Consider the following 21,928-nt stretch of genomic DNA (forward strand, 5'->3'; position numbering starts at 1 on the left):
TATGATTTTACATGGTATTATTATCCTATTGATCAGGAGGTGATATAGTTCCATAGATTCATATGTTGTTGTTTTTACCTACTAGAAGCCTACTGAGGAGTGTGTTTGAGTTTTGAATTCGAAATGGAAAAAGTTTAATCGCAAACTATCGTTAATGCTTTCTACGTCGCTGGTTGTCTCCATGTTATCTCTTAGTTTATCTGTATCGGCAGAAGTAGCTACTTCTAAGAATTCTTTTACTGATATTGATCATTCGTATGCCAAAACGGAAATAACCAAATTGGTGGAACAAGGAATACTTACAGGTTTTTCTGATGGGACCTTTAAGCCTTCTGATTCCGTAACACGAGCTCAATTGGCAAAAATTATGGTCGGTGCACTTAAGTTGCAGCCTGATACATCTGAAGCAAGCCAATTCAAGGATGTAAAGGAAGATCAATGGTATGCCGGCTATGTAGGTGCACTGGTCAAATCCGGGATTGCTCAAGGCACTTCCAAAGATAGCTTTTCACCTAATAAGAACGTGACAAGAGAAGAATTAGCTGTATTTTTCGTTAGAGCTTTTGGTTGGAACCAACAAGACGTAACGAGCCAAACATCCAAACCTCAACTTTTTGATTTGGATCAAGTATCGAACTGGGCAAAAGATTCTGTAGCATTGGCCTACCAATCTGGTTTCATCAAAGGATTAGTTCAAAAAGATGGAACAGTAAAATTTAATCCTTCAGGAATAGCAGATCGCCAAGCGTTAGCGAGACTTGCCTATGAATTTGTAATGAATAAGTCTACATATGATAGTTACATGACTCCGGCCAAGACAGAGGACGGAACTGAAGAATCTAACGAAGCAAAACCGGAAACGACAAAACCTTCTGAAGGTAGTAGTAAAGGAAGTAGTGGTAGCAGTTCCGGAGATAAAGGGAACGGTAGTAACAATGGTGGAAATAATGGAGGCGGGGAACAAGCTCCTAGTAAAAATCTTACCGCTCCAGGTGAATATACGCTTGGGGATGTAACTGGAAATGTAACTATTAGCTCTCAAGATGTCACTCTAAAAAACACTAAAATAAATGGTAATCTGAGAATACTTGAGTCCGTAGAAAACGGTGACGTGACTCTTGATAATGTTAATGTTACGGGAACCACTGAGATTTATGGCGGAGGACCTAACAGTATTCATGCGGTGAACTCCGTTCTAGCAACAGTGATCGTTGACAAAGCAGATGGCAGTATCCGTCTGGTCCTTGAAGGTGGAAGTGATGTTCAGCAGATTGAAATTAGATCTGGTGCGATCGTACAGAATGTTTCCACAGGTCAGGTCGGATCAATCGATATTGCAGAGTCGGTTCCGCATAATGCTTCGGTAGCTCTGAGCGGAAACTTCGACTCCGTAATGGTTCATGCGGAGCAAATTTCAGTGGAATTTGGAGATAACTCCACCATTGGCAATCTCGAAGTATTCGAACAAGCATTGAACACTGTGTTTAAAATTAATCAAGGTGCTGTAGTGAATCGGGCGATATTGAATGCAATCGTACAATTTTCTGGAGAGGGAGCATTAACTTCGGCTCTGGTTAATGTAGATGGCATTGATTTCAGTCAACTGAATCAGTCTCCAACCATTGAAGCAGATCCTACGGTGACGAGTGTCGTTTATTCACCGGAAGCAGCAGAGTTTTCAGCAATTGACTCGACACGTCAGATCGTATTAACGGGGGTTACTGGATCAGCGTCCAAGGATCTTACTTCGTTTGCAAAATGGAAAGTTGAAGATAGCTCCATCGCCGTCGTTAACTCAGGCAAGATTCAGGCCAAAGGTAACGGTACAACAGTTGTGCAAGCCCAATATGGAGATTTTGAGATCAATGTCCCAGTAACTGTTGCAGTTTATAACGAAGGAGCAGCTTATCCGACGCTCGAAGGCATTCAAGTCACAAATGGAAGTGCAAAATTGGAGTTTACCGAAGGTTTGGATACTTCTGAATTGACAGTAGATGACTTTGTAGTTCATGCTTATTTAAATGGTACAGAACAACAATTGAATAATTTGCAGTACGATAATGGCGAGTTTACTTTTGACGCTGTTAACAGTTACGGGTCCACTTTATACATCACAGTAGAGTCAGATGTTAATAAAACACATTTTGCAGGAAGCCAAAGTGGTGCAATTAAGCTGACCGGATTCGGCGGTCACATCAAAGATGTTGCTGGAGAAGCAGTTGCTAATTTGCAAATTGCATTTAGAAAAGGTCTGGATAACAAAACAGGTGAAGTTGTGGGTACTGTAACAACGGATACTTATGGTAACTATCAAATTTATCTTCCACCAGGCATCTACACAGGTGAACTGGGAGGAGGAGACACGAAATATATTAAAACGTATCTGATTGGTGTTTCCGCAGTAAATGTGGAAAATAGAAATGAAAATCAAACAGCTATTGAAATACCTACGCAAGATGAAACACGTATTGTTCTGACATGGGGGAAAGACCCAGCCGATTTGGACTCACACCTTGTAGGTCCTGCAGGTGATGAGGGTGTATTCCACACGTACTTCGCGGGTAAACAACACTATTACAACAACGAACTTATGGTGGATCTGGACTTAGATGATGTCACGTCTTACGGACCTGAAACGACTACAATTCGTCACTTGCTTCCTGGAACGTATACGTTCTATGTACATCATTTTTCAGGTGCGAGTACAATCAAGGGTTCTGGAGCCAAAATTGAAGTGTTCCATGGAGCTGTTGCTACACCGAGTGCCTCGTTTACGGTAGAGGAAGGAAGCGGTAACGAAATATACTGGGTCGTTTTCAAAATGATCGTAGCTGATAACGGTACAGTAACATTTGAGAATGTAAATGAATTTACAGATAATAACCCTCTCTATTCACTTCAACCATCCATTGAAAATAGTGAGGAAGAACTGTAGATATATCATGTTTATAAAGGAATTATGTTAATCCATAAGGATGAATTGCATCTGAGAAACCCTGTCTTTCATAGACCAAGGGTTTCTTTTTTTGTTCTGCAGATTTTTTTTACAGACTGTAAATGAAGCATACCGAAAGTTAAGATCAGCACATTCCACGGGGAATGGATCGACAAAGATTGCTAAGAATGCAGGTATCATGCCGACAATTGTATACCTAATCTAATGATTATTATCATTACACTCCTGTTTTGGTAGGATCAGGGTAGGGTCCAGGAAAGAGGTGCACCTCTTAAGGGATCCGGGAAGACAAGCTGGCTTGAACACCAATATATCCGTATAAGGGAGGATTTACGCATGAGAAAAATGTTATCGCTGCTGCTCTCCGCAGGTCTGGTCGCTTCTGTATTTGGTGCATTACCCGTGTCTGCTGCTCCCGAGATTGTGAAGACGACGATTATTGTCAAAGCAGGTGAGACTTATGATGGCAAAGGAAAAAGCGTAGCCGCTGATCCAAACACATTGGGAGATGGCAGTCAGGCCGAGAATCAAAAACCCATCTTTCGTCTTGAGGCAGGAGCTACACTAAAAAATGTAGTGATCGAGGCCCCGGCAGCTGATGGCGTCCATTGTTATGGCAACTGCAATATTCAGAACGTGACCTGGAATGATGTCGGTGAAGATGCACTCACGCTTAAATCCGCAGGTACCGTTAATATTACGGGCGGTGCAGCATACAAGGCATATGATAAGGTGTTCCAGATGAACGCTTCGGGGACAATTAACATCAAAAACTTCAGAGCAGATGATATCGGCAAACTGGTACGACAAAATGGGGGAACTTCTTACGCGGTTACCATGAACGTGGACAGCTCCAACATTTCCAATGTGAAGGATTCCATTCTGCGCACAGACAGCAGCTCGACGGTCGGCAAAATAACAAATACCCGCTATTCCAAAGTACCTACCCTGTTCAAGGGATTCGCGTCGGGTAAAACAAGTCAATCGGGGAATACGCAATATTAAGGATAGCATGTCAACGAAAAGATAGAGCGGGGACAATTGCATTGTTTAGACCCTTTTATATATCATTATGCAAAAAGGCACCCTCAAGGATGCCTTTTTGCGTTTGCCATAAAACTAGATGAAAAGAGTTTAGAAAATATTATATGTCTCTGAGATTTCTCAGTAGTCATTCGTTTTCTTCTGGAACGGCAACGATGATGTTGTCTTTTTGCGGGGCAATGGAACCCGAATCAATGGAGCCGGACTTGTTCATGACCTCATAAGAAGTCTCTTCGAGCATGCGAGAGTATTGGAACGATACGAGAGTTTGACCTGCTACGGATGGTCGCTTCCCTGCTTCTGCTACAGCTTTGGTTTTGATAAAGAACAGATCTCCGATTGTTCCGGCTGCACTGCTCACGTTGGCCTGCCATTTCAGCAGGGCAGTTCCATTTTTAATTTCGTAGTAACTGATGAGATCATTATCTTCGTTGACGAAAAAGCAGTCCTTCTGTCCTTTTTCAAAAATGTAAGTCATCGATGAGTCGACAGGACCCAGTGGATTACGGATGTCCAGGCGTGCCTGTTTTAAATCCGAAAAACGTGGAAGACGAAGCGCAGCCTCACGTGCAATGGTCAGGTCAGAACTGTTGTACTCCTCAATAATCGATGCATCTGGCGTATATATATAAGCTTCCTTGGCAGCCTGATTCCATCGAACCTGTGCACCGAAGGCTTCACCGATTGCACGAAGCGGAAGCATGGCTTTGCCATTCACCAGAATCGGAGCGGATGACAGCGCTGCAGCCTGTCCGTTTTTCTTCATGTTTTTACTGTTAGGGGTGAGTACATACTTGTCGCTTCCTGTACTAATGCTAATTTGTTTCGTTTTGTTGTTGTATCCGAAAGTATAGTCACCCAGAAATTTCAATTCAGTGAGCGCCACATACGTAACTCCCTGGCGAATAACCACATCATATTCGGCAGGAACATTGTTAATATAGGCTGCAGGCTGGTGTATCGCTGCCGCTTCCACTACATTGGATGACATCAGTGCAGGTGCCGTTCCTGCGGTAACGATCGAAGCGGCAAGGATCCATTTCCACTTTTTTTGCTGCCAGGTTGTGTTGGTTGTATTCATATCATCAATCCCCTTTCCCGTATATAGACGGCCAATTTCTCCTAAATGTTTCATATTAATGGAATTGGCATCCTTTCTTTAATCGGGATTCTCCAGTGTGAAACCTTGTCCGGGTTATATGTTATTGCCACAAATACCCATGTGGTGTACATTAGTAGCAATGAAATAAAGTGAACCGGGAGCTCAATGAAGTTGGGCTGAGATTGGGGCCTTATGCCGCTGACCGTATATCTGATCTGGGTAATGCCAGCGTAGAGAACATGAATTCATGATAAGTAACTTGGGGAATGGAAATGGGAACGGTTGATCTCGGAATGCGAGCGAAAGCAGGCTTGCCTCGTGAATTGAACCGGATTTCATTTTATTCTGAGTTACTTCAATCATGATATGTGACACTGTGCGTAAGGCTTTCCCGGAACCGGGGAGGCTTTTTTTATTTTCATTTCATAACCTTATGGGGAGCAGAGAAAGGAAGTAGAGAACATGTCAACAACAGTGCGCAGCAACAAATTGAAGTTAACCGATATTTTGGTGACGATCGTGATTGCGGTTGTATTCGGGGTCATCTACAAGATATGGGGACCGACGTATGATCTGATGAAGCCTTTCGGCGTGCATGCGGAGCAAATGATCTATGGCATGTGGTTTATGGCGGGCACGTTCGCCTATGTCATCATTCGCAAGCCGGGGGTGGCCATTCTTGCTGAAGTAGCAGCCTCAACCGTCAGTGCTTTTCTCGGAAGTGAATGGGGGATGTCCACCTTGGTATACGGTCTGTTACAGGGGCTGGGCGCAGAGATCTTCTTCGCCGCATTTCTGTACCGCAAAACGAATCTGTTCGTCACCTGTCTCGCAGCCATTGGGGCAGCAGCGGCTTCGCTTTTGCTCGATTACCAGTATGGATACATTGACTCGTTATCGGCGTGGAACTACACATTGTTTATCGGTTTCCGCTTCATTGGAAGCATTCTGATTGCAGGTGTATTTGCGTATTATCTTGCGAAAGCACTTGAACTCACAGGCGTTACACGGTCATTGAGACCTGTCTCCAAGCAGGATTATGAGGCACTGGACTAGATGAACGGAGAAGGGAATTCGCAGGCGGTAGGCGTTACCAATCTAAGATGCAAGTTCCCGGGAGAGCAGGACCTGGTATTCCAGGGCTTGTCTCTCTCCGTGCGTAAAGGGGAAAAAGTGCTGCTGCTCGGTCCAAGTGGTTCAGGCAAGTCCACGCTGCTGCAAATATTGAGCGGTCTTATTCCGCGGTCCGTGGAGATTCCGATGAAATGCGATGAGATTCAGGTGCCGATTCAGCCAGGCATTGTATTCCAGGACCCGGATACCCAATTTTGCATGTCCTATACGGATGAAGAGATTGCGTTTGTGCTTGAAAATCGGAATATCCCAAGGGACCGGATGCCTGCGCTGATTCAACATTATATGGAGCTTGTTGGGCTTTCTTTTGAACATAATCGTGCATTCATTCAATCGATGTCCCAGGGGATGAAGCAGCGCCTTGCGATTGCCTCCATTCTTGCCATGGAGCCGGATGTCCTGTTTCTGGATGAACCAACCGCACTGCTCGATGATGAGGGAACCATACAGGTGTGGGATACGGTGAAGCAGGTCGCACAAGATAAGACGCTCATTATCGTGGAACACAAAATTAATGAGGTTGTGGACGTGGTTGACCGAATCATCGTGCTATCACCCGAAGGGAAGATTGTGGCCGACGGACAGGCGGATCAGGTATTTGCGAAGGAGCGGAGTATGCTCAAGGAGTATGGCATCTGGTATCCGGGAGTATGGGAGGAACGTGGAGCCCGGAAGGTGGGAGCGAAGCAGCAGGATTCTCAAGATGCCTTTAAGCATGTGACGTCCGGATCCGGCAATCGCGCAGAAGTCGAAGATGATGATTCCAGGGAATCAAGTGTATACCATCCAGCACTCGAATTGAGGCAATTCACAGGGTTGCGAGGGAAGAATCCGGTTGTACAGATCGATCACGCTGACGTATTTCACGGGGATTGGGTAGGAATCGTTGGAGCTAATGGCGCTGGAAAAAGTTCATTATTGCTTTCCCTGATGAATATCCTGAAAACGACGGGTCATTATCGTGTTGAAGGACAACGGCCCGGCAGGACCAGAGAGCTGGCTGAACGCATTGCATTCGTGTTTCAGAATCCGGAATTTCAATTCGTTACGAATTCGGTTCTGGATGAGGTGGAATTTTCCTTACTCGGTGGAGAACTTACTGCGGAAGAACGACGGGCCAGAAGCATCGATATGCTGGAGCAATTTGGACTCAGGGAGCTGTCTGGGAGGCACCCGTATCAATTGTCGATGGGACAGAAACGCCGTCTGAGTGTAGCTTCTGCTATGGTTCGCAGACAGCGGATATTGCTGCTGGATGAGCCCACATTCGGACAGGATGCACGTAATACGTTTGCCATGCTGGGACAACTGGAGCGCCTGCGTCGCGCGGGGACGGCCGTTGTCATGGTGACACATGATCAGGAGATTGTGAACAGATATTGTACTAAAGTGTGGACTGTAGAAGAGGGGAGGGTTACGCATGCAGCTGTCGTTTCCTCATCGTGAAACCTGGCTGCACGCCGTGAATCCGGGCCTTAAAGTTATTTTCCTGACCCTGATGTTTATCTTGGTTATTCTTATTCATAATCTGAACGTCATGATCAATGTAGCGGTTGTCATGCTTCTGTTACTATGCTGGACGGGTCATCCTTGGCATCGGCTGCTGCTCTATGCGTCGCCTTTTATATTGATCTTTATCTCCACCTCCACAGGCATGATGATGTTTGGTAAAGGCGAGACGACGTGGTACAAATATGGATTGATACATATCACGGAAGAGAGCTTCTATCGTGGGCTGCACCTGGGGTTTCGTTCCCTGAGCATGGCGGCTGCGGGATTGTTGTTTGGCCTGACCACCCGTCCGGTTCGTCTATTCTACTCGCTGATGCAGCAATGGCGTCTGCCGCCCAAGTATGCCTATAGCTTTTTGGCCGCCATGCGCATGATTCCCATTCTGCTGGACGAATTCCAGACGCTGCGTTATGCCATCCGCATTCGCGGTACGCAGCAGCGTGTCTCGCACTGGAATGTGTATGGAACCTTGAAGCGGTATGCCATTCCCCTGCTCGCGCAGAGCATCCGCCGGGCAGAGCGCATGGCCATCGCCATGGAGGCAAAAGGGTTCGCAGATGGCGCGAGCCGGACGTATTACATCCAGATCGGGTATTCCCGTGCAGATCTGTATTTTGTGTTTTATTTTTTCGCATCCCTTACGATGGCTTATACCCTAGGCTGGGAATTCCCTTATTATCCGGCGATGCTGGATGTCAGATGAAGAGAAGGCACAGACATTTTATTTTGATAGTACAGTAACTTTTTCTTGTTCAAAACGTCTTTAATGGAAATAACTTCAAATGGATGGAGTGAACAGGCGTGAAGACAGGCGGGAACTGGCGCAAAAGGAGTTACAGCTGGATCACCATTACCGGAGTAGCTGCTGCGATGGTTACAGGATACATGCTGCTGGATCTGAATGTGGCTGCCCGTGAAGGCCAAGCCCCAGAATCAGTTACACAAGCCCTATCGGCATCAATAACCTATAAAGCCGGAGAAACCGTTACTTTGGGAAAAGGCCTGCCTATGTATGCCCAAACGGTTGATCACAAGGTTCCCGTTGATCTGATGAGAATATCTACATATACCTCCGGCGGGGAAAAGATGAAAGTACAGATTGTTCGCGGAGAATGGATCCGATTGAATCATAGCGAGTTCGGGAGTTTCTGGGTACCGGGATGGTACGCATCAAAGGAAAGCCAGACGATGAAAAGGTCCACTCCGCAGAACTTTACACTCCGGGCGGGAAGTAAACTGTATCTGTACCCTGGAAGCCAGACAAGCTGGCCTTCTGCCAGTTCGCTAACGGATCATGCGCTAATCGTTGCAGCGACGAAGGATTGGTATGGTGTTTCCGTTGCCCCGCGAACCTGGAACAAAGAGTCGAACGTATACCGTCCAGCAATAATCTGGGTTAGGGCGAAGGACGTACAGCAGCGGGTGAACGTAACGGACGGCTGGTTCGGGAATCAGGCTTCCATGTCTACAACGGATGTGCGTCATCTGACGGATATTTTATTAGATAAAAGCACCACCTCAAAACAAGCTGCTCAGTGGCTCGGCGAGCCGGATTGGAAAGAGCATTCCCAGAATCTGAATGAAACCAATGTTTCCATGAGCATTGGACAGACCTGGCGATATGAGCGGGAAGACGCACAGTTTCTGGTAACGTTCAGCAAGACGGGAAAGCTGAAGCAGACACGCTGGAACATCCCGGTGGATGATCGTAATAATGTGGTCCCTTCGGATTGGAGTTTCAGTCGTTCGGACGACTATCGGTTCACAACCCAAATTCTTGGCAAAACCCTGCCTGCAACGTTACCGTGGAAATCCACATGGACCAATCAGGGCAAGCTGAATTATCCCTTTCTGCAAGCAGCAACAGAGGATGTGCTTCTGATGAAAGGAGACGACGGTGGATTTAGCGGCATGCATTATGACAAATCCGTGTACGCTCTTGATCGGCATACCGGGAAGAATTTGTGGGAGATCCATGCAGGCTTCGGTGCACTCCAAGCGCAATTGGATGCGAAACGCGAGGGCGTGACGATCTTTACGTCCTATGCTCCGGGAGATAAGGAATACAAGGATCGCATACGTCACATCAAACTATCGGATGGAAAAGTGCAGTGGGAGTACAAAACCGGCTCCAAACTTTCAGTTCGTGGTATTACAGCTGCGGAGAATGTTGTGGTGGTGGATAGCCCGGTAGCGGAAGGCTCCAGTCAGGGACGAATCTCCGTGCTGAACAGTACTAATGGCAAAACCCTCTGGACTAAGAAGCTAAGTGCCGGATATCAATTGTTCAACCAGACGGCAGATGACCCGTATGTGATGTATTGGGAGAAAAATCAACTGGTTGCAGCTGACCCGCTATCAGGTCGTACGGTATGGAGTATCAAAACCGTTAAGCCTACTGTGGATCATATCGAGAATGATCCGTACTTCGACGGAATAACCCGTCTTGATCCATTCGCGGAGGCAAAGCCTGAACGCTGGATGCTGCTAGGGGAGCAGTGGGTGTTAATCGATCTGAATTCAGGCAAGAAGCTTGCTCGCTTTCAGGCCCGGAACGGACAGCGCTTCGAAGTGCTGAATGATGGCATGCTGTTGATCCGCGAAAATAAGCAAGGTGAGCATTACGGGGATTATTCCGATTTTACAACGACGCTGTATGATGCCAGGAACGATAAAAAACGATGGACGTTAAACGACAAGGTTGAGCGAGGACTTGTGGCAGACGATCAAATATTTGTGATCAAGAACGGTTACCCAGCTGCACTGGATTATACTACAGGAAAAACGCGCTGGGACGCACAATATACGATCTCTTCCTTGAGATACCCTACCAACCAGGGAAGTTACCTGGTTATCGATGAACAACTTCTGTTACCCATGGGTGAGGATCTTCTGATCATGAACAAAGAGGATGGTACACTGCTCGGTCGCGTACATGACGTGGTTATGGGGTCGCCGGAACACCGGGATCGGGATGCCAAGAATGGCACAATAAATCGGGTAGGGGATGAAATCTACATCGGTTCTTCGAACGGCAGATTCAGCTTGTATCATGTGAACGATTTAAAAACAGATATCTCTCGTTAAGGCTTGTTTCACACAGAATGTTGCTTTATTATAAATGAACAGGATTGCTCGCGCTCCGGTTATCGGCTGTGCGGGCTTTCTTCATGTGTTCTCGAAGGACCATGCATGATTAATCGCAGGAGGAATCTCCATGATTTCATTATACGGCGTAAGCAAGCGTTATAACGAACGCGGGTCCCGGGCTGATCAGGGATTCGAGGCGTTAAGCTCTGTCTCGCTTGAAGTGGGACAGGGAGAGATTCACGGTATCATTGGTTCCAGCGGTGCGGGCAAATCAACGCTTCTCCGCATGCTGAACGGGCTTGAAAAGCCGGACTCCGGTGAAGTAACCGTAGGCGGACAGCAGCTGACCCGGATGAGCGAAAGAGCCCTTCGTCAGGCGCGTCGTTCCATCGGCATGATTTTTCAGCACTTTAATCTGGTGAGCAACCGAACGGTGATTGGCAATGTATGCATGCCTCTTGAACTGGCGGGTGTTTCCCGGAGAGAACGGGAAGAACGTGGACTTGAGGTGTTGAGATTCGTGGGCCTCGAGGATAAGGCGAAACAATATCCCGCCCAGTTAAGCGGAGGACAGAAGCAGCGCGTGGCTATTGCGAGGGCTCTTGCGAGCCGGCCTGATGTATTGCTCTGCGATGAACCAACGTCCTCGCTCGATCCTCAGACAACGAATGGTATTCTGGATGTGCTGCGCCATGTGAATGAAACACTGGGTGTGACCATCGTGCTGGTTACGCATGAGATGGAGGTTGCGCGCAGACTCTGCCACCAAATTTCGGTGATGAGGGAAGGGCGCATTGTCCGAACGCTAACGGAAGCGGAAGTACGCAGTATTCCCGCACCACAGCCGGATTTGCTAACGTCCTTGCTTACAGGTGAAGAGGCGGAGCCATGGGAAGCGGAGGACGAGGAACGATGATACCTGAATCCATATTGAAGTACCAGGATGAGATATGGAAGGCGATCGGAGAGACCTTTGTCATGGTTGGCATCTCGATTGGAGCAGCTGTCCTGATTGGGCTTCCACTCGGCACGCTGCTGTATCTGTTCCGAAGAGGACAACGATATGAGAACAGGCCGCTGTTCACGATTCTGGGCAGCCTGGTCAATATCATTCGTTCGTTCCCGTTTCTGCTGCTGGTCGTATTCATGATTCCGTTCACGCGGATGATTGTGGGAACGGCGATGGGGACCTTGGCAGCGGCGGTGCCGCTTTCCGTTATTGCGATTGCCTACTATGCCCGCCTAGTAGAACAGGCACTGCTCGATGTGCCCAAAGGTGTGGTTGAGGCGGCATCCTCGATGGGTGCATCAACCATGCAGCTTGTGCTGAAATTTTTGTATGTGGAAGCACGTTCAGGTCTCGTACTCGGACTGACCACGGCAACGATCAGTTTTATCTCCTATTCCACAGTGATGGGCATTGTCGGCGGTGGAGGCGTAGGTGATTTTGCCATTCGTTACGGATATCAGCGGTTCGAGACGGAGATCATGGTATTTACGATCATCATTATGATCATTCTGGTGCAGATGATCCAGTTTACCGGAAGCAGATTATCCCGCTGGCTTGATCGCAGATCATGAGGCAAACAAGGTTAAAGGGCGAGAAGAATTTAGGATGACATTACAGATTACACGATGAAGGGGCTAGAATGAAAATGAAAGCAAAAATGATCCTTATGCTGCTCGCAGTTATGCTGGTTGTATCCGCATGCGGCAAAAAAGAAGAGACACCCGCTGCGGAAGGTAATAATGAAGGCAGCCAGGCGACTCAGGAAGTTACGTTGAAAGTGGCTACATTGATTCCGCCAATGACCGATGTACTGGATATTGTGAAGCCGCTGCTCAAGGAAGATGGCGTGAATTTGGAAGTCGTCGTCCTGTCCGATAACGTTCAACCGAATACGGCTTTGAAAGACAAGGAGGTTGACGCTAACTTCTTCCAGCATGTGCCTTATATGAACCAATTCAACGAAGCCAATAATGCGAACCTGGTAGCTGTACAGCCGATCTACAACGCGATCTACGGTGCGTATTCCAAAAAGTACAAAACCACTGAAGAACTGCCTGAAGGAGCAACGGTCGCTATTGCCAATGACCCTTCCAACATCGGACGTTCACTCGTGATGATGGAACAAAACGGTCTGATCAAGCTGAAAGAAGGCGTAGGATTCAACGCTACACAGGCGGACATTATCGAGAATCCGAAGAACTTCAAGTTCCAGGAAGTAGACCTGCTCATGCTGGCCCGCATGCTGGATGATGCAGATCTGGTTGCCATGACACCGGCGTATGCAAGCCCGCTGGGACTTACACCGAAGAAGGATGCACTGTTCACAGAGAAGGATGATTCCCATTTTGCCATCACTTTGGTTGCGCGTGAGGACAACAAGGATTCCGAAGCCATTCAGAAGCTGGCCAAACGTATGGCAGGCCCTGAAGTGAAGGCTTTCTTCGAAGAGAAGTATGCAGACATCGCCATTCCGGCGTTCGAATAACAGTTGCTATGCATAGATTGATCTGATCCATATCCGATACAAAGGGCTGGATGATCATCAAAAAGATCCGAGCGTAAACCGTTCGGATCTTTTTTCGTTTGGTTGCATGGGAATACTGTTTAAACGTTAGGTCTGGCTTGACGTTCCTTCTCACGTTCCATAAGGCGCACCAATTTCCGCTCGGTGGCCGTATCCTGTGCAGGAGTGTATATACTGCAACGCAGATCGGTATTACCCTGAACCTGTAACGAGGTCAGATTGAACAACATTTTGCCTGCTCTGGAATGTCTGAATTCAATCAGTACGTCTGGTGCACTGCTCACGCTGCTTTGTTTCCATAGGGACTGGAACTCCGGATATCGATCCATCATTTCATTCAGAAACAGATTGTACCATTCATCGTCGACATATTGGCCGTAATAGGCACGGAAGATCGCAAGGTATCCGAGGACAAAATCCTCCCAGTTGACTGCCAGTCTCCGAAATTCCTTTCGTTCAAATAATAGACTAATCATGTTTCGCTGTTCGGCAGGAATCTGCTCAAAATCAATGAAGACATGACTGGCTGCTTCATTCCAGCCAACAATGTAGCAGCGGCGATCGGAAATAATGGTGGGACAATTCTGGAGCTCCTGCAGTATTTTTTGCAGGGAAGGATGGAGCTGGTAAGGTTCTTCCTCACGGATATGAAGTTCGGAGTAATGCTCCATGGCAAGGGAGAACAAGTACTTGCGTTCATCCGGGGTCAATCTGAGTGCGGAAGCAATGTTATCCAGCACCGAATGGGATACCTGAATATCCCTTCCTTGTTCAAGCCAGGTATACCAAGTCGTGCTTACGCCCGCCAATTGGGCTACCTCTTCTCTTCTAAGACCCGGTGTTCTGCGCCGGGTGCCTTCCGGCAAACCGACCGCTGACGGAGCTATTTTGGCACGTTGAGTTTTCAAAAATACGGATAAAGCCTGAAGCCTGACATCCTGGTTCATCTCATTCCACCCCAACCTCATTTATCATGGTAGTCATTATACTATTATAATTCACAACTTGTAATAGGATACTGCACGTGCCAATATAAATGCAGAAGTTCAGTCGGTTAGCCTGAATGGCTAGGGAGGATGAGTTAGATATGGAACGCGAACGTGTTGTGATTACCGGCATGGGAATTGTCTCGCCGCTTGGCAATGATGTAGATACATTTTGGAACGGACTTGTGAAAGGGCAGTCAGGAATATCATTAATTGAAAGCTTCGATACCACTTTATATAAAACCAAAATGGCTGGTGTTGTCCGAGATTTTGACGGAGAGGGTCGCTTCGGACGCAAGGAAGCCCGCCGTATGGATCGATTTTGCCAATTTGCTGTAGCGGCAGCTGACGATGCTCTTGTGCATTCGGGACTGGATATGGAGAAAGTGGACAGGGAACGGGTTGGGGTATACATTGGTTCCGGCATCGGCGGCATTCAAACACTGATGGAGCAAGGAAAGCTGTTGTCCGAACGTGGTCCAGGCCGAGTTAGTCCCACCCTTGTGCCAATGATGATTTCCAATATGGCAGCTGCCATGGTGAGCATGAAATTCGGATGTTGGGGACCGACTCTTTCCCCTGTGACTGCCTGTTCCATTGGAAATACAGCCATAGGTGAGGCCTTCCGGCTAATTCGTGACGGAGGTGCAGATGTCATTATTGCAGGGGGAACCGAAGCGGCTATCACGGAAGTTTCGCTGGCCAGCTTCGGTAATGCTACCGCGTTATCCACAAGAAACGAAGCCTATGAAACGGCGAGTCGCCCCTTTGACGCTGGAAGAGATGGGTTTGTGATGGCAGAAGGTGCGGGGATTGTGGTGGTAGAGTCTCTATCCCACGCTCTCGCTAGAAACGCACATATCCTGGCTGAAATTGTTGGATATGGTGCCAGTTCAGACGCATATCATATGGTAGCAACCCATCCGGAAGGCCGCGGAGCATTCCTGGCCATGAGAGCTGCGCTTGCTGACGCGAAGCTTCAGCCTGATGACGTGGATGTGATTAACGCCCACGCAACCAGTACCGAAGCAGGAGATCTCTCGGAGACCCGAGCGATTAAACAGCTCTTCGGTGAAGCTGCTTATCGTATTCCCGTGACGGCCAATAAATCGATGACTGGGCACATGTTAGGAGCCGCCGGTGGAGCGGAAGCTATCTCACTAATTCAAACCTTGCAGCATGGCATCATTCCACCAACGATTAACCAGGAGCAGCAGGACCCGGACTGTGATTTGGATTATGTACCTAATGAAGCCAGGGAGGCAGAGATGCAGATCGGAATGTCCAATTCTTTTGGTTTTGGCGGGCATAATGCCGTCGTTGTTTTTCGCAAACATTCGTCCTGACAACAAGAGAACAGCAGCAGCCGAAGGGCTGTGCTGTTCTCTTTTTTATGTGTGTTTGGTCACCTGTATTCTTTATGAAGAGAGGGATGTTGATTCCGTTTTGCTCGTAAAAGATTTCTTCAGCCATTGGCCGCGCCATTTGGACTGCATAACCAGTACAAGCAGCATGGACGCGGCTGCGATCAGACTAAGGATGACGAATCCCGGCGTATAGGACTGGTAGGAACTATACAGTTGACCAAGAATCAACGGGAGTGCGTATCCACCCAAGCCACCTGCCGCGCCGACAATGCCTGTCATCAGACCGATTTCATTGCCGAAACGCTGTGGAACCAACTGGAACACGGAACCATTACCAGCCCCAAGGCACATCATGCCCAGGAATAACATGACGACGACCACAGGAAGTGGAGGGAGGAAAGATACACCTACAAGCATGACACAGGCACCAGTGTATAGGAATGTCAGCATTCGCGTACCACCGATCTTGTCTGCCAAGTAACCGCCAACAGGTCGGAAGAAGCTTCCGGCAATAACGCAAAAGGTTGTGATATCAGCGGCCCGGACAGGAGATAAGCCATATTGGGTGTTGAAGAAGATGGTCAGATAGTTACACAATCCCACGAAACCGCCAAAGGTAACACAATAAAATGCACAGAATACCCAGGCATCCCTTTGTTTCAGCAAGGTGCCGTACTCGGAGAGCTTCTTCGGTGCTGGCCGGTTGGGACTGTTACGGGCGAAGATAGAGAAAAGGATAAAAACGACCACGATTGGAATGATGGCGAGTCCAAAAACGACTTCCCAGCTGCCGAAATGAGTAGCCAGTCGGTTGGCAAAAAGGGTAGCGAGTACCGTCCCGCTATTCCCTGCTCCCGCGATTCCCATGGCAAGTCCCTGGTGCTCCTTGGGATACCATTGTCCTGCGAGTGGAAGGGCGGCGGCAAAAGAGGCCCCGGCAACACCGAGCAGGAGAGCAACAACATATAACTGGCTTAGTGAGTCCACCCACAACCAGCCTAATAATAAGGGAATTAGCGTTATTCCCATTCCGATCTGGGCCGTAAGTTTTGGACCAATATAATCGGACATAAAGCCAAGCACAAGTCTAAGAATGGAGCCGCCAAGGATGGGCAATGCCACGAGGTTGGCCTTTTCCAGAGGGGTCATCGGGTAGTCCATGGCAATAACAACTGCGAGGGGGCCAAGCATGCCCCAAATCATAAAACTGATATCAAAATACAGAAATGCCCCGAAAAGGCTGGGCTTATGCCCGCTCTTCCAAAAACTTTTGCTCTCCACCATTCAGCATCGCTCCTCATCCAATTGAATAATCTTACCCTGTCTTTGTGCAGTTCAGGCAGAAAAAGGCCGCAATTCGTCCAGATGATGAACGATTTGCGGCCTCATTGCCGACAGGCAGGACACGTCATTGTGTTCCTGCACCTGATTTGATCACAGCACGGTGATTTTGATTCAAATTATAAAAAGAGAATTTATGTGTGTCAAGAAAAATAACATAAAAATTTTAATTAAATCGTTTTGAAAGTTAATTCGGAAATGTGTGTTAATTTTGTTGACACATAATATGGTTTGCCGTAATCTGAATTTAATATGAAATCACACAATGGCGTGTGAATTCCTGAGGCAACGGTGCCCTTTTCCGATCCATGGAGAAGGGATTTTTCTGTTTATTTTTTACTCAACATGTAATAGAGACAGGGGGCAGCCCATGAGCAAGAAGAGACTGGTCGTTATTGGAAACGGGATGGCAGGTGTTAGGTGTGTGGAAGAAATCATAGCCGCATCTCCGGATACATTCGAGATTGTCATCTACGGAAGTGAACCACGTCCCAACTACAATCGGATCATGTTATCCAAAGTATTGCAGGGCGAGCACGATCTGCAGGACATTATCATTAACGACTGGAGCTGGTATGAGGAGCATGGCATACGGCTATGTACGGGAGAGGTCGTCCACAGGATCGATATTCAAACTAAAACGATTGAAACGTCGTCCGGGATAAGGGAGTCCTACGATATTCTGATCCTGGCGACGGGGTCTTCTCCGTTTGTTCCGCCCATTCCTGGCGTGGATAAAGAGAGGGTTATGTCCTTCCGCACGATAGATGACTGCATGCTCATGTCCGATTATTCCAAAGTACACCGCAAGGCAGCCGTTATTGGTGGCGGATTGCTTGGACTTGAAGCTGCCCGCGGGCTGCTGCATTTGGGAATGGAAGCAGTCGTGGTGCATAACGCACCTTATATTATGAACCGGCAGTTGGATCTGCAGGCAGCGACCATGCTTCAACACGAGTTGGAAGCTCAAGGCATGTCGTTCCTGTTAGCCAAAAACACACAGAAAATCGTTGGCCGGTCCCAGGCACAGGGGCTTCAATTTACAGATGGATCCAGGCTTGAAGCACAGGTTGTCGTTGTTGCCGTGGGCATTCTCCCCAATGTGGACGTGGCCCGGCGGAGCGGAATCAGGACTAATCGGGCGATCGTGGTCGACGATTATATGCGTACCAGCGTACCTGATGTTTATGCTGTCGGTGAATGTGCCGAACATCGGGGCATCAGTTACGGTCTGGTAGCTCCTTTATATGAGCAAGGTAAGGTACTCGCACGTTTTTTATGTGGGCAGGAGACAACAGCGTATAAGGGTTCTATTCCCTATTCCCAACTGAAGGTCTCTGGCGTTGATGTGTTCTCGGCCGGAAACATTAGCGGAGAAGAAATGCGGACGGCTGTACAGATGCTTGATGGTATTCGCGGTACGTATAAGAAAGTATTGATGAAGGAAGGGCACGTAAGTGGAGCGATCCTGTTCGGGGATACGACGGAGAGTGCCAGCCTATTGGGACTTGTACAGCGTGGGGCTGGCATCGAAGAACTCGCTCCGCGCGAGGAAGGGACGAATCCAGCCGAGAAGGCAGCAGCAGCATTGCCTGATCAGGAGACGGTGTGCGCCTGTAACAATGTGAGCAAAGTGACGATCATGAGGGCCATACAGGATAAGGGGCTGCAGACTGCTGAACAGGTGAAGGAGCATACCAAAGCCTCCGGTTCCTGCGGCGGATGTCGTCCAATGGTTACCGCCCTTGTGAAGCACACTCTGCATCTCCAGAAAAACGGCGGTAGTGCAAGCGAAGCAGCAGCTGCGGCGAAAACGACAGAATGGCCCGTTTGCAGTTGTACGGATCTGGGCCATGCCTCACTGAAAGAAGCGCTCAATGGGTTGTCGGATGGAGATCCCTATGAGCTTGCAGCTTCAGTAGAGCATCACCATCTGTATGGAATTCATGAGGGAAATGGAATGAAAAGAATCATGCAGCAGCTGGACTGGAGAACAGAAGAAGGCTGCCATATCTGCCATCCTGCACTTCGTTACTATTTGAACATAACCGGAAAGTGGATAAGTTTGCATCAGCCTGATCGGGCTGGAAACCGGAATGATATCCTGCGGGGCGCGGTTGTGGGTATCGAGGTCCATGCAGGTGATATGAAGTTCGAAGCCATGGCAGAGGACCTTCAATTCAGGTGGGTTAATGCAGATATGCCTGCTCCCGTGAGGGTCGTCTTGTCGGGTGGAGCAAGCTCATGGGTCAGCCCCATCGTGCAGGATATCGGTTTGCAGGAATCTCCCGCCGGCTGGGAAATTTACGCGGGTGGTCATGCAGCCCATCCGGTAAAAGAGGGGGGACTCCTCGGACTTGCCGAGACGGAAAAAGATGCAGTGCGGCTGATCTCGGCATGCGTGGAGTGGTATCGCCGAACCGCCTGGTACGATGAACCCCTCTGGGCATGGGTAGAGCGATTGGGATTCATATCAATCCGCGAAAATCTGCTGGATCAACAATTCCAGAACGAGTTGGCGGGCAGAACGGTAAGCGAATTGACACTTACTTGATCAAAAAGGTAGGGAAGGGAGTGAAGATGGAATGAAGACATCAATGGAACACAGTTCGTTTGTTTCAAAACTGCATGTACGGGAGACACAATGCCCCTATTGCAGCGTACAGTGCAAAATGACCGTCGAGGAAGTTGCTGGGCCCATCGCTGGTGAGCGCCGTGCCACGTACACCGTTGAAGGCGTGCCGAATGAAGCTTCACAGGGGAGATTGTGTGTCAAAGGCATGAATGCACATCAGCATGCACTGAGTGGACAGCGACTTCTGCAGCCTCTCATCCGCCGGGATGGTGAACTGATACCTTCTTCATGGCCAGAAGTCACTGAATATATCGCAGGGCGTTTTACCAGTCTTCAGAATCAATATGGTGCCGATGCAATCGGTGTGTATGGAGGGGGTTCCCTCACCAATGAAACAGCCTATTTGCTAGGAAAATTCGCAAGGGTTGCTCTAGGGACACGATATATTGATTATAACGGTCGCTTCTGCATGTCTGCCGCTGCCTCTGCAGGAAGTAAGGTGTTTGGTATGGATCGGGGGCTGACATTCCGCTTGTCCGACATCCCTCGGGCCGAGTGCATTGTACTTGCAGGGACTAACGTTGCAGAGTGCCAGCCCACTCTGCTGCCTTATTTCAACCAGGCGAAGGAAAATGGAGCGTATATCATCGTTATTGATCCGCGCAAGACAGCTACTGCAGCCATTGCCGACCTTCATTTGCAGGTCAAGCCGGGTATGGATGCACGGCTTGCGAACATCATGCTGAAGATCATTATGGAAGCCGGGCTGGTGAATGAGCATTTTATTGATGCAAGAACCCAAGGGTATGAAAGTTTGCGGAATGCGCTGAGCGAGATGGACCTGGAACAATCCGCAGCACAATGCGGGGTGGACTTGGCTATGATTCGTCAGGCCGCAATGGCCTATGGTCGGGCGGAGACAGGCATGATCATGACCGCGCGCGGAGTGGAGCAGCAAACGGATGGACATCTCGCTGTCCGTCATTTTCTTAATTTGGTACTGGCGACTGGAAAAATCGGCAGACCAGGCTGTGGTTACGGTGCGATCACTGGACAGGGAAACGGACAGGGCGGAAGAGAGCATGGGCAGAAGGCCGATCAGCTGCCAGGATATCGTTCCATAGAAAATGCACAGGACCGCGCACATGTAGCATCCGTCTGGGGAGTTGCGCCTGAAACCTTGCCGGGGAAAGGTGTATCTGCCTATGAAATGATGGAACGGGTGCATGAGCAGGAGATCCGTGCCCTGCTTGTGATGGGCTCCAACCCGGTTGTATCCAATCCCAATGTGCGCTTGGTGGAAGAAGGCCTCCGCAAGCTGGATTTTCTGGTCGTGGCGGATATGTTTCTGTCCGAGACGGCGAAGATGGCTGATGTGGTGCTTCCGGTCACGGCTTATCTGGAGAACGAAGGTACGCTGACCAATCTGGAAGGCCGGGTGCTGTTACGGGAACAGGGCAGACCTGCACCAGGAGGGGCCCGTCACGATTGGGATATTCTATGCTCCATCGCCAGCGGACTCGGCAAAGCTTCTTATTTTCAATATGCATGTGCCGAGGATATCTTCAATGAACTCAGACTGGCCAGCCGGGGCGGGGTTGCAGATTACTACGGAATGACCTATGAACGACTGCGGACGGAGAAAGGTATCTATTGGCCCTGCGTTTCTCTGGAGGATGAGGGTGAAGGATTGCTGTTCAGTGAGCGGTTTGCCCATGAGGACGGCAGGGCTGCATTTACAAGTGAATTAAGTGCTGGTTGGCGTGATGTCTCGCGGGAATTTCCTCTGATTCTAACCAATGGCCGCGTCCTTCCTCACTATCTAACTGGCGTACAGACCCATCGGAGCCCAACGCTGGAAGCCCGTGAACTGGAGAATTTTGTGGAACTTCATCCGGCTACAGCTGCGCGTAATCGAATTATGGATGGAGAGTGGGTCGAGATTCAATCCGTGCATGGGAGCTTCACGGTACGTGCACGTATTAAGGAACATATTCGCGAAGACACGCTGTTTGTACCGATGCATTGGGGTGGCATTCAGAACGTCAATCGGGCGACAAGACCCGAACTGGACCCTTATTGCCGTATGCCAGGCTTCAAAACGGCGGCTGTAACGATTCGCCCCATGCGATTGGCCAGATGAATCCAAAGCTGTTCATTTTCTCATAACACAAATCAGGTCTGCATGAATGCTGATGTGGCTGGGAGTTCCAAGGTTATTGGAACAACCCGGCTTTTTTTGCGTAAGTACGTTGGGAGTGCAGTAGTTCGCAGGTTTCAGGTAAAC

15 protein-coding genes are annotated in these 21,928 nt (G+C 48.6%); 12 read left to right on the top strand and 3 right to left on the bottom strand.

Going from position 1 to position 21,928, the window contains the following annotated elements; genetic code table 11:
• Window positions 1–112: 112 nt before the first annotated feature.
• The gene (locus tag PIL01S_RS16385) at window positions 113–2,935 is read left to right on the top strand and encodes an S-layer homology domain-containing protein (protein ID WP_127538420.1); all 2,823 of its coding nucleotides are present in this window, start codon (window positions 113–115) and stop codon (window positions 2,933–2,935) included.
• Window positions 2,936–3,292: 357 nt separating this feature from the next.
• Window positions 3,293–3,961, top strand: a complete 669-nt coding sequence (locus PIL01S_RS16390) for a pectate lyase (RefSeq protein ID WP_127538421.1) — start codon at window positions 3,293–3,295, stop codon at window positions 3,959–3,961.
• 166 nt (window positions 3,962–4,127) lie between these two features.
• Here PIL01S_RS16390 and PIL01S_RS16395 read toward each other — a convergent pair whose 3' ends face one another.
• Window positions 4,128–5,081 (bottom strand): copper amine oxidase N-terminal domain-containing protein, encoded by a 954-nt coding sequence (locus tag PIL01S_RS16395; protein WP_164764255.1) that lies wholly within the window; start codon window positions 5,079–5,081, stop codon window positions 4,128–4,130.
• Between the two features lie 483 nt (window positions 5,082–5,564).
• Here PIL01S_RS16395 and PIL01S_RS16400 point away from each other — a divergent pair, with 483 nt between their 5' ends.
• From PIL01S_RS16400 to PIL01S_RS16430, 7 genes are all read left to right on the top strand, one after another.
• Window positions 5,565–6,158: an ECF transporter S component gene (locus PIL01S_RS16400; protein ID WP_095288623.1), complete on the top strand. Its 594-nt coding sequence runs from the start codon at window positions 5,565–5,567 to the stop codon at window positions 6,156–6,158.
• The gene (locus PIL01S_RS16405) at window positions 6,159–7,682 is read left to right on the top strand and encodes an ABC transporter ATP-binding protein (RefSeq protein WP_127538423.1); all 1,524 of its coding nucleotides are present in this window, start codon (window positions 6,159–6,161) and stop codon (window positions 7,680–7,682) included.
• Window positions 7,657–8,451 carry an energy-coupling factor transporter transmembrane component T family protein gene (locus PIL01S_RS16410; protein ID WP_127538424.1) on the top strand — a complete coding sequence of 265 codons (795 nt, stop codon included), beginning with the start codon at window positions 7,657–7,659 and terminating at the stop codon, window positions 8,449–8,451. The genes PIL01S_RS16405 and PIL01S_RS16410 overlap by 26 nt, the downstream gene beginning before the upstream one ends.
• 98 nt (window positions 8,452–8,549) lie before the next feature.
• Entirely contained in the window at window positions 8,550–10,835 is a 2,286-nt protein-coding gene (locus PIL01S_RS16415; RefSeq protein WP_127538425.1) for an outer membrane protein assembly factor BamB family protein, read from the top strand.
• 130 nt (window positions 10,836–10,965) lie between these two features.
• Entirely contained in the window at window positions 10,966–11,754 is a 789-nt protein-coding gene (locus PIL01S_RS16420; RefSeq protein ID WP_127538426.1) for a methionine ABC transporter ATP-binding protein, read from the top strand.
• Window positions 11,727–12,419 (top strand): methionine ABC transporter permease, encoded by a 693-nt coding sequence (locus PIL01S_RS16425; protein WP_246058356.1) that lies wholly within the window; start codon window positions 11,727–11,729, stop codon window positions 12,417–12,419. The genes PIL01S_RS16420 and PIL01S_RS16425 overlap by 28 nt, the downstream gene beginning before the upstream one ends.
• 74 nt (window positions 12,420–12,493) lie before the next feature.
• Window positions 12,494–13,333, top strand: a complete 840-nt coding sequence (locus tag PIL01S_RS16430) for a MetQ/NlpA family ABC transporter substrate-binding protein (protein ID WP_127538427.1) — start codon at window positions 12,494–12,496, stop codon at window positions 13,331–13,333.
• A 119-nt stretch (window positions 13,334–13,452) separates the two neighbouring features.
• Here the strand turns inward: PIL01S_RS16430 and PIL01S_RS16435 are convergent, their stop codons facing one another.
• Entirely contained in the window at window positions 13,453–14,319 is an 867-nt protein-coding gene (locus PIL01S_RS16435; RefSeq protein ID WP_127538428.1) for a helix-turn-helix transcriptional regulator, read from the bottom strand.
• Window positions 14,320–14,459: 140 nt separating this feature from the next.
• Here PIL01S_RS16435 and fabF point away from each other — a divergent pair, with 140 nt between their 5' ends.
• Window positions 14,460–15,704: a beta-ketoacyl-ACP synthase II gene (gene fabF, locus PIL01S_RS16440; RefSeq protein ID WP_127538429.1), complete on the top strand. Its 1,245-nt coding sequence runs from the start codon at window positions 14,460–14,462 to the stop codon at window positions 15,702–15,704.
• Between the two features lie 72 nt (window positions 15,705–15,776).
• Here fabF and PIL01S_RS16445 read toward each other — a convergent pair whose 3' ends face one another.
• Complete coding sequence (locus PIL01S_RS16445; RefSeq protein ID WP_127538597.1) at window positions 15,777–17,006, bottom strand: nitrate/nitrite transporter; 1,230 nt, start codon at window positions 17,004–17,006, stop codon at window positions 15,777–15,779.
• Window positions 17,007–17,436: 430 nt separating this feature from the next.
• Here PIL01S_RS16445 and PIL01S_RS16450 point away from each other — a divergent pair, with 430 nt between their 5' ends.
• Window positions 17,437–19,620 (top strand): FAD-dependent oxidoreductase, encoded by a 2,184-nt coding sequence (locus PIL01S_RS16450; RefSeq protein WP_127538430.1) that lies wholly within the window; start codon window positions 17,437–17,439, stop codon window positions 19,618–19,620.
• A 31-nt stretch (window positions 19,621–19,651) separates the two neighbouring features.
• The gene (nasC, locus tag PIL01S_RS16455; RefSeq protein WP_127538431.1) at window positions 19,652–21,784 is read left to right on the top strand and encodes an assimilatory nitrate reductase catalytic subunit NasC; all 2,133 of its coding nucleotides are present in this window, start codon (window positions 19,652–19,654) and stop codon (window positions 21,782–21,784) included.
• Window positions 21,785–21,928: the final 144 nt, after the last annotated feature.

It is taken from the genome of Paenibacillus illinoisensis NBRC 15959 (assembly GCF_004000925.1).
GTDB classification, from domain to species: domain Bacteria; phylum Bacillota; class Bacilli; order Paenibacillales; family Paenibacillaceae; genus Paenibacillus; species Paenibacillus illinoisensis.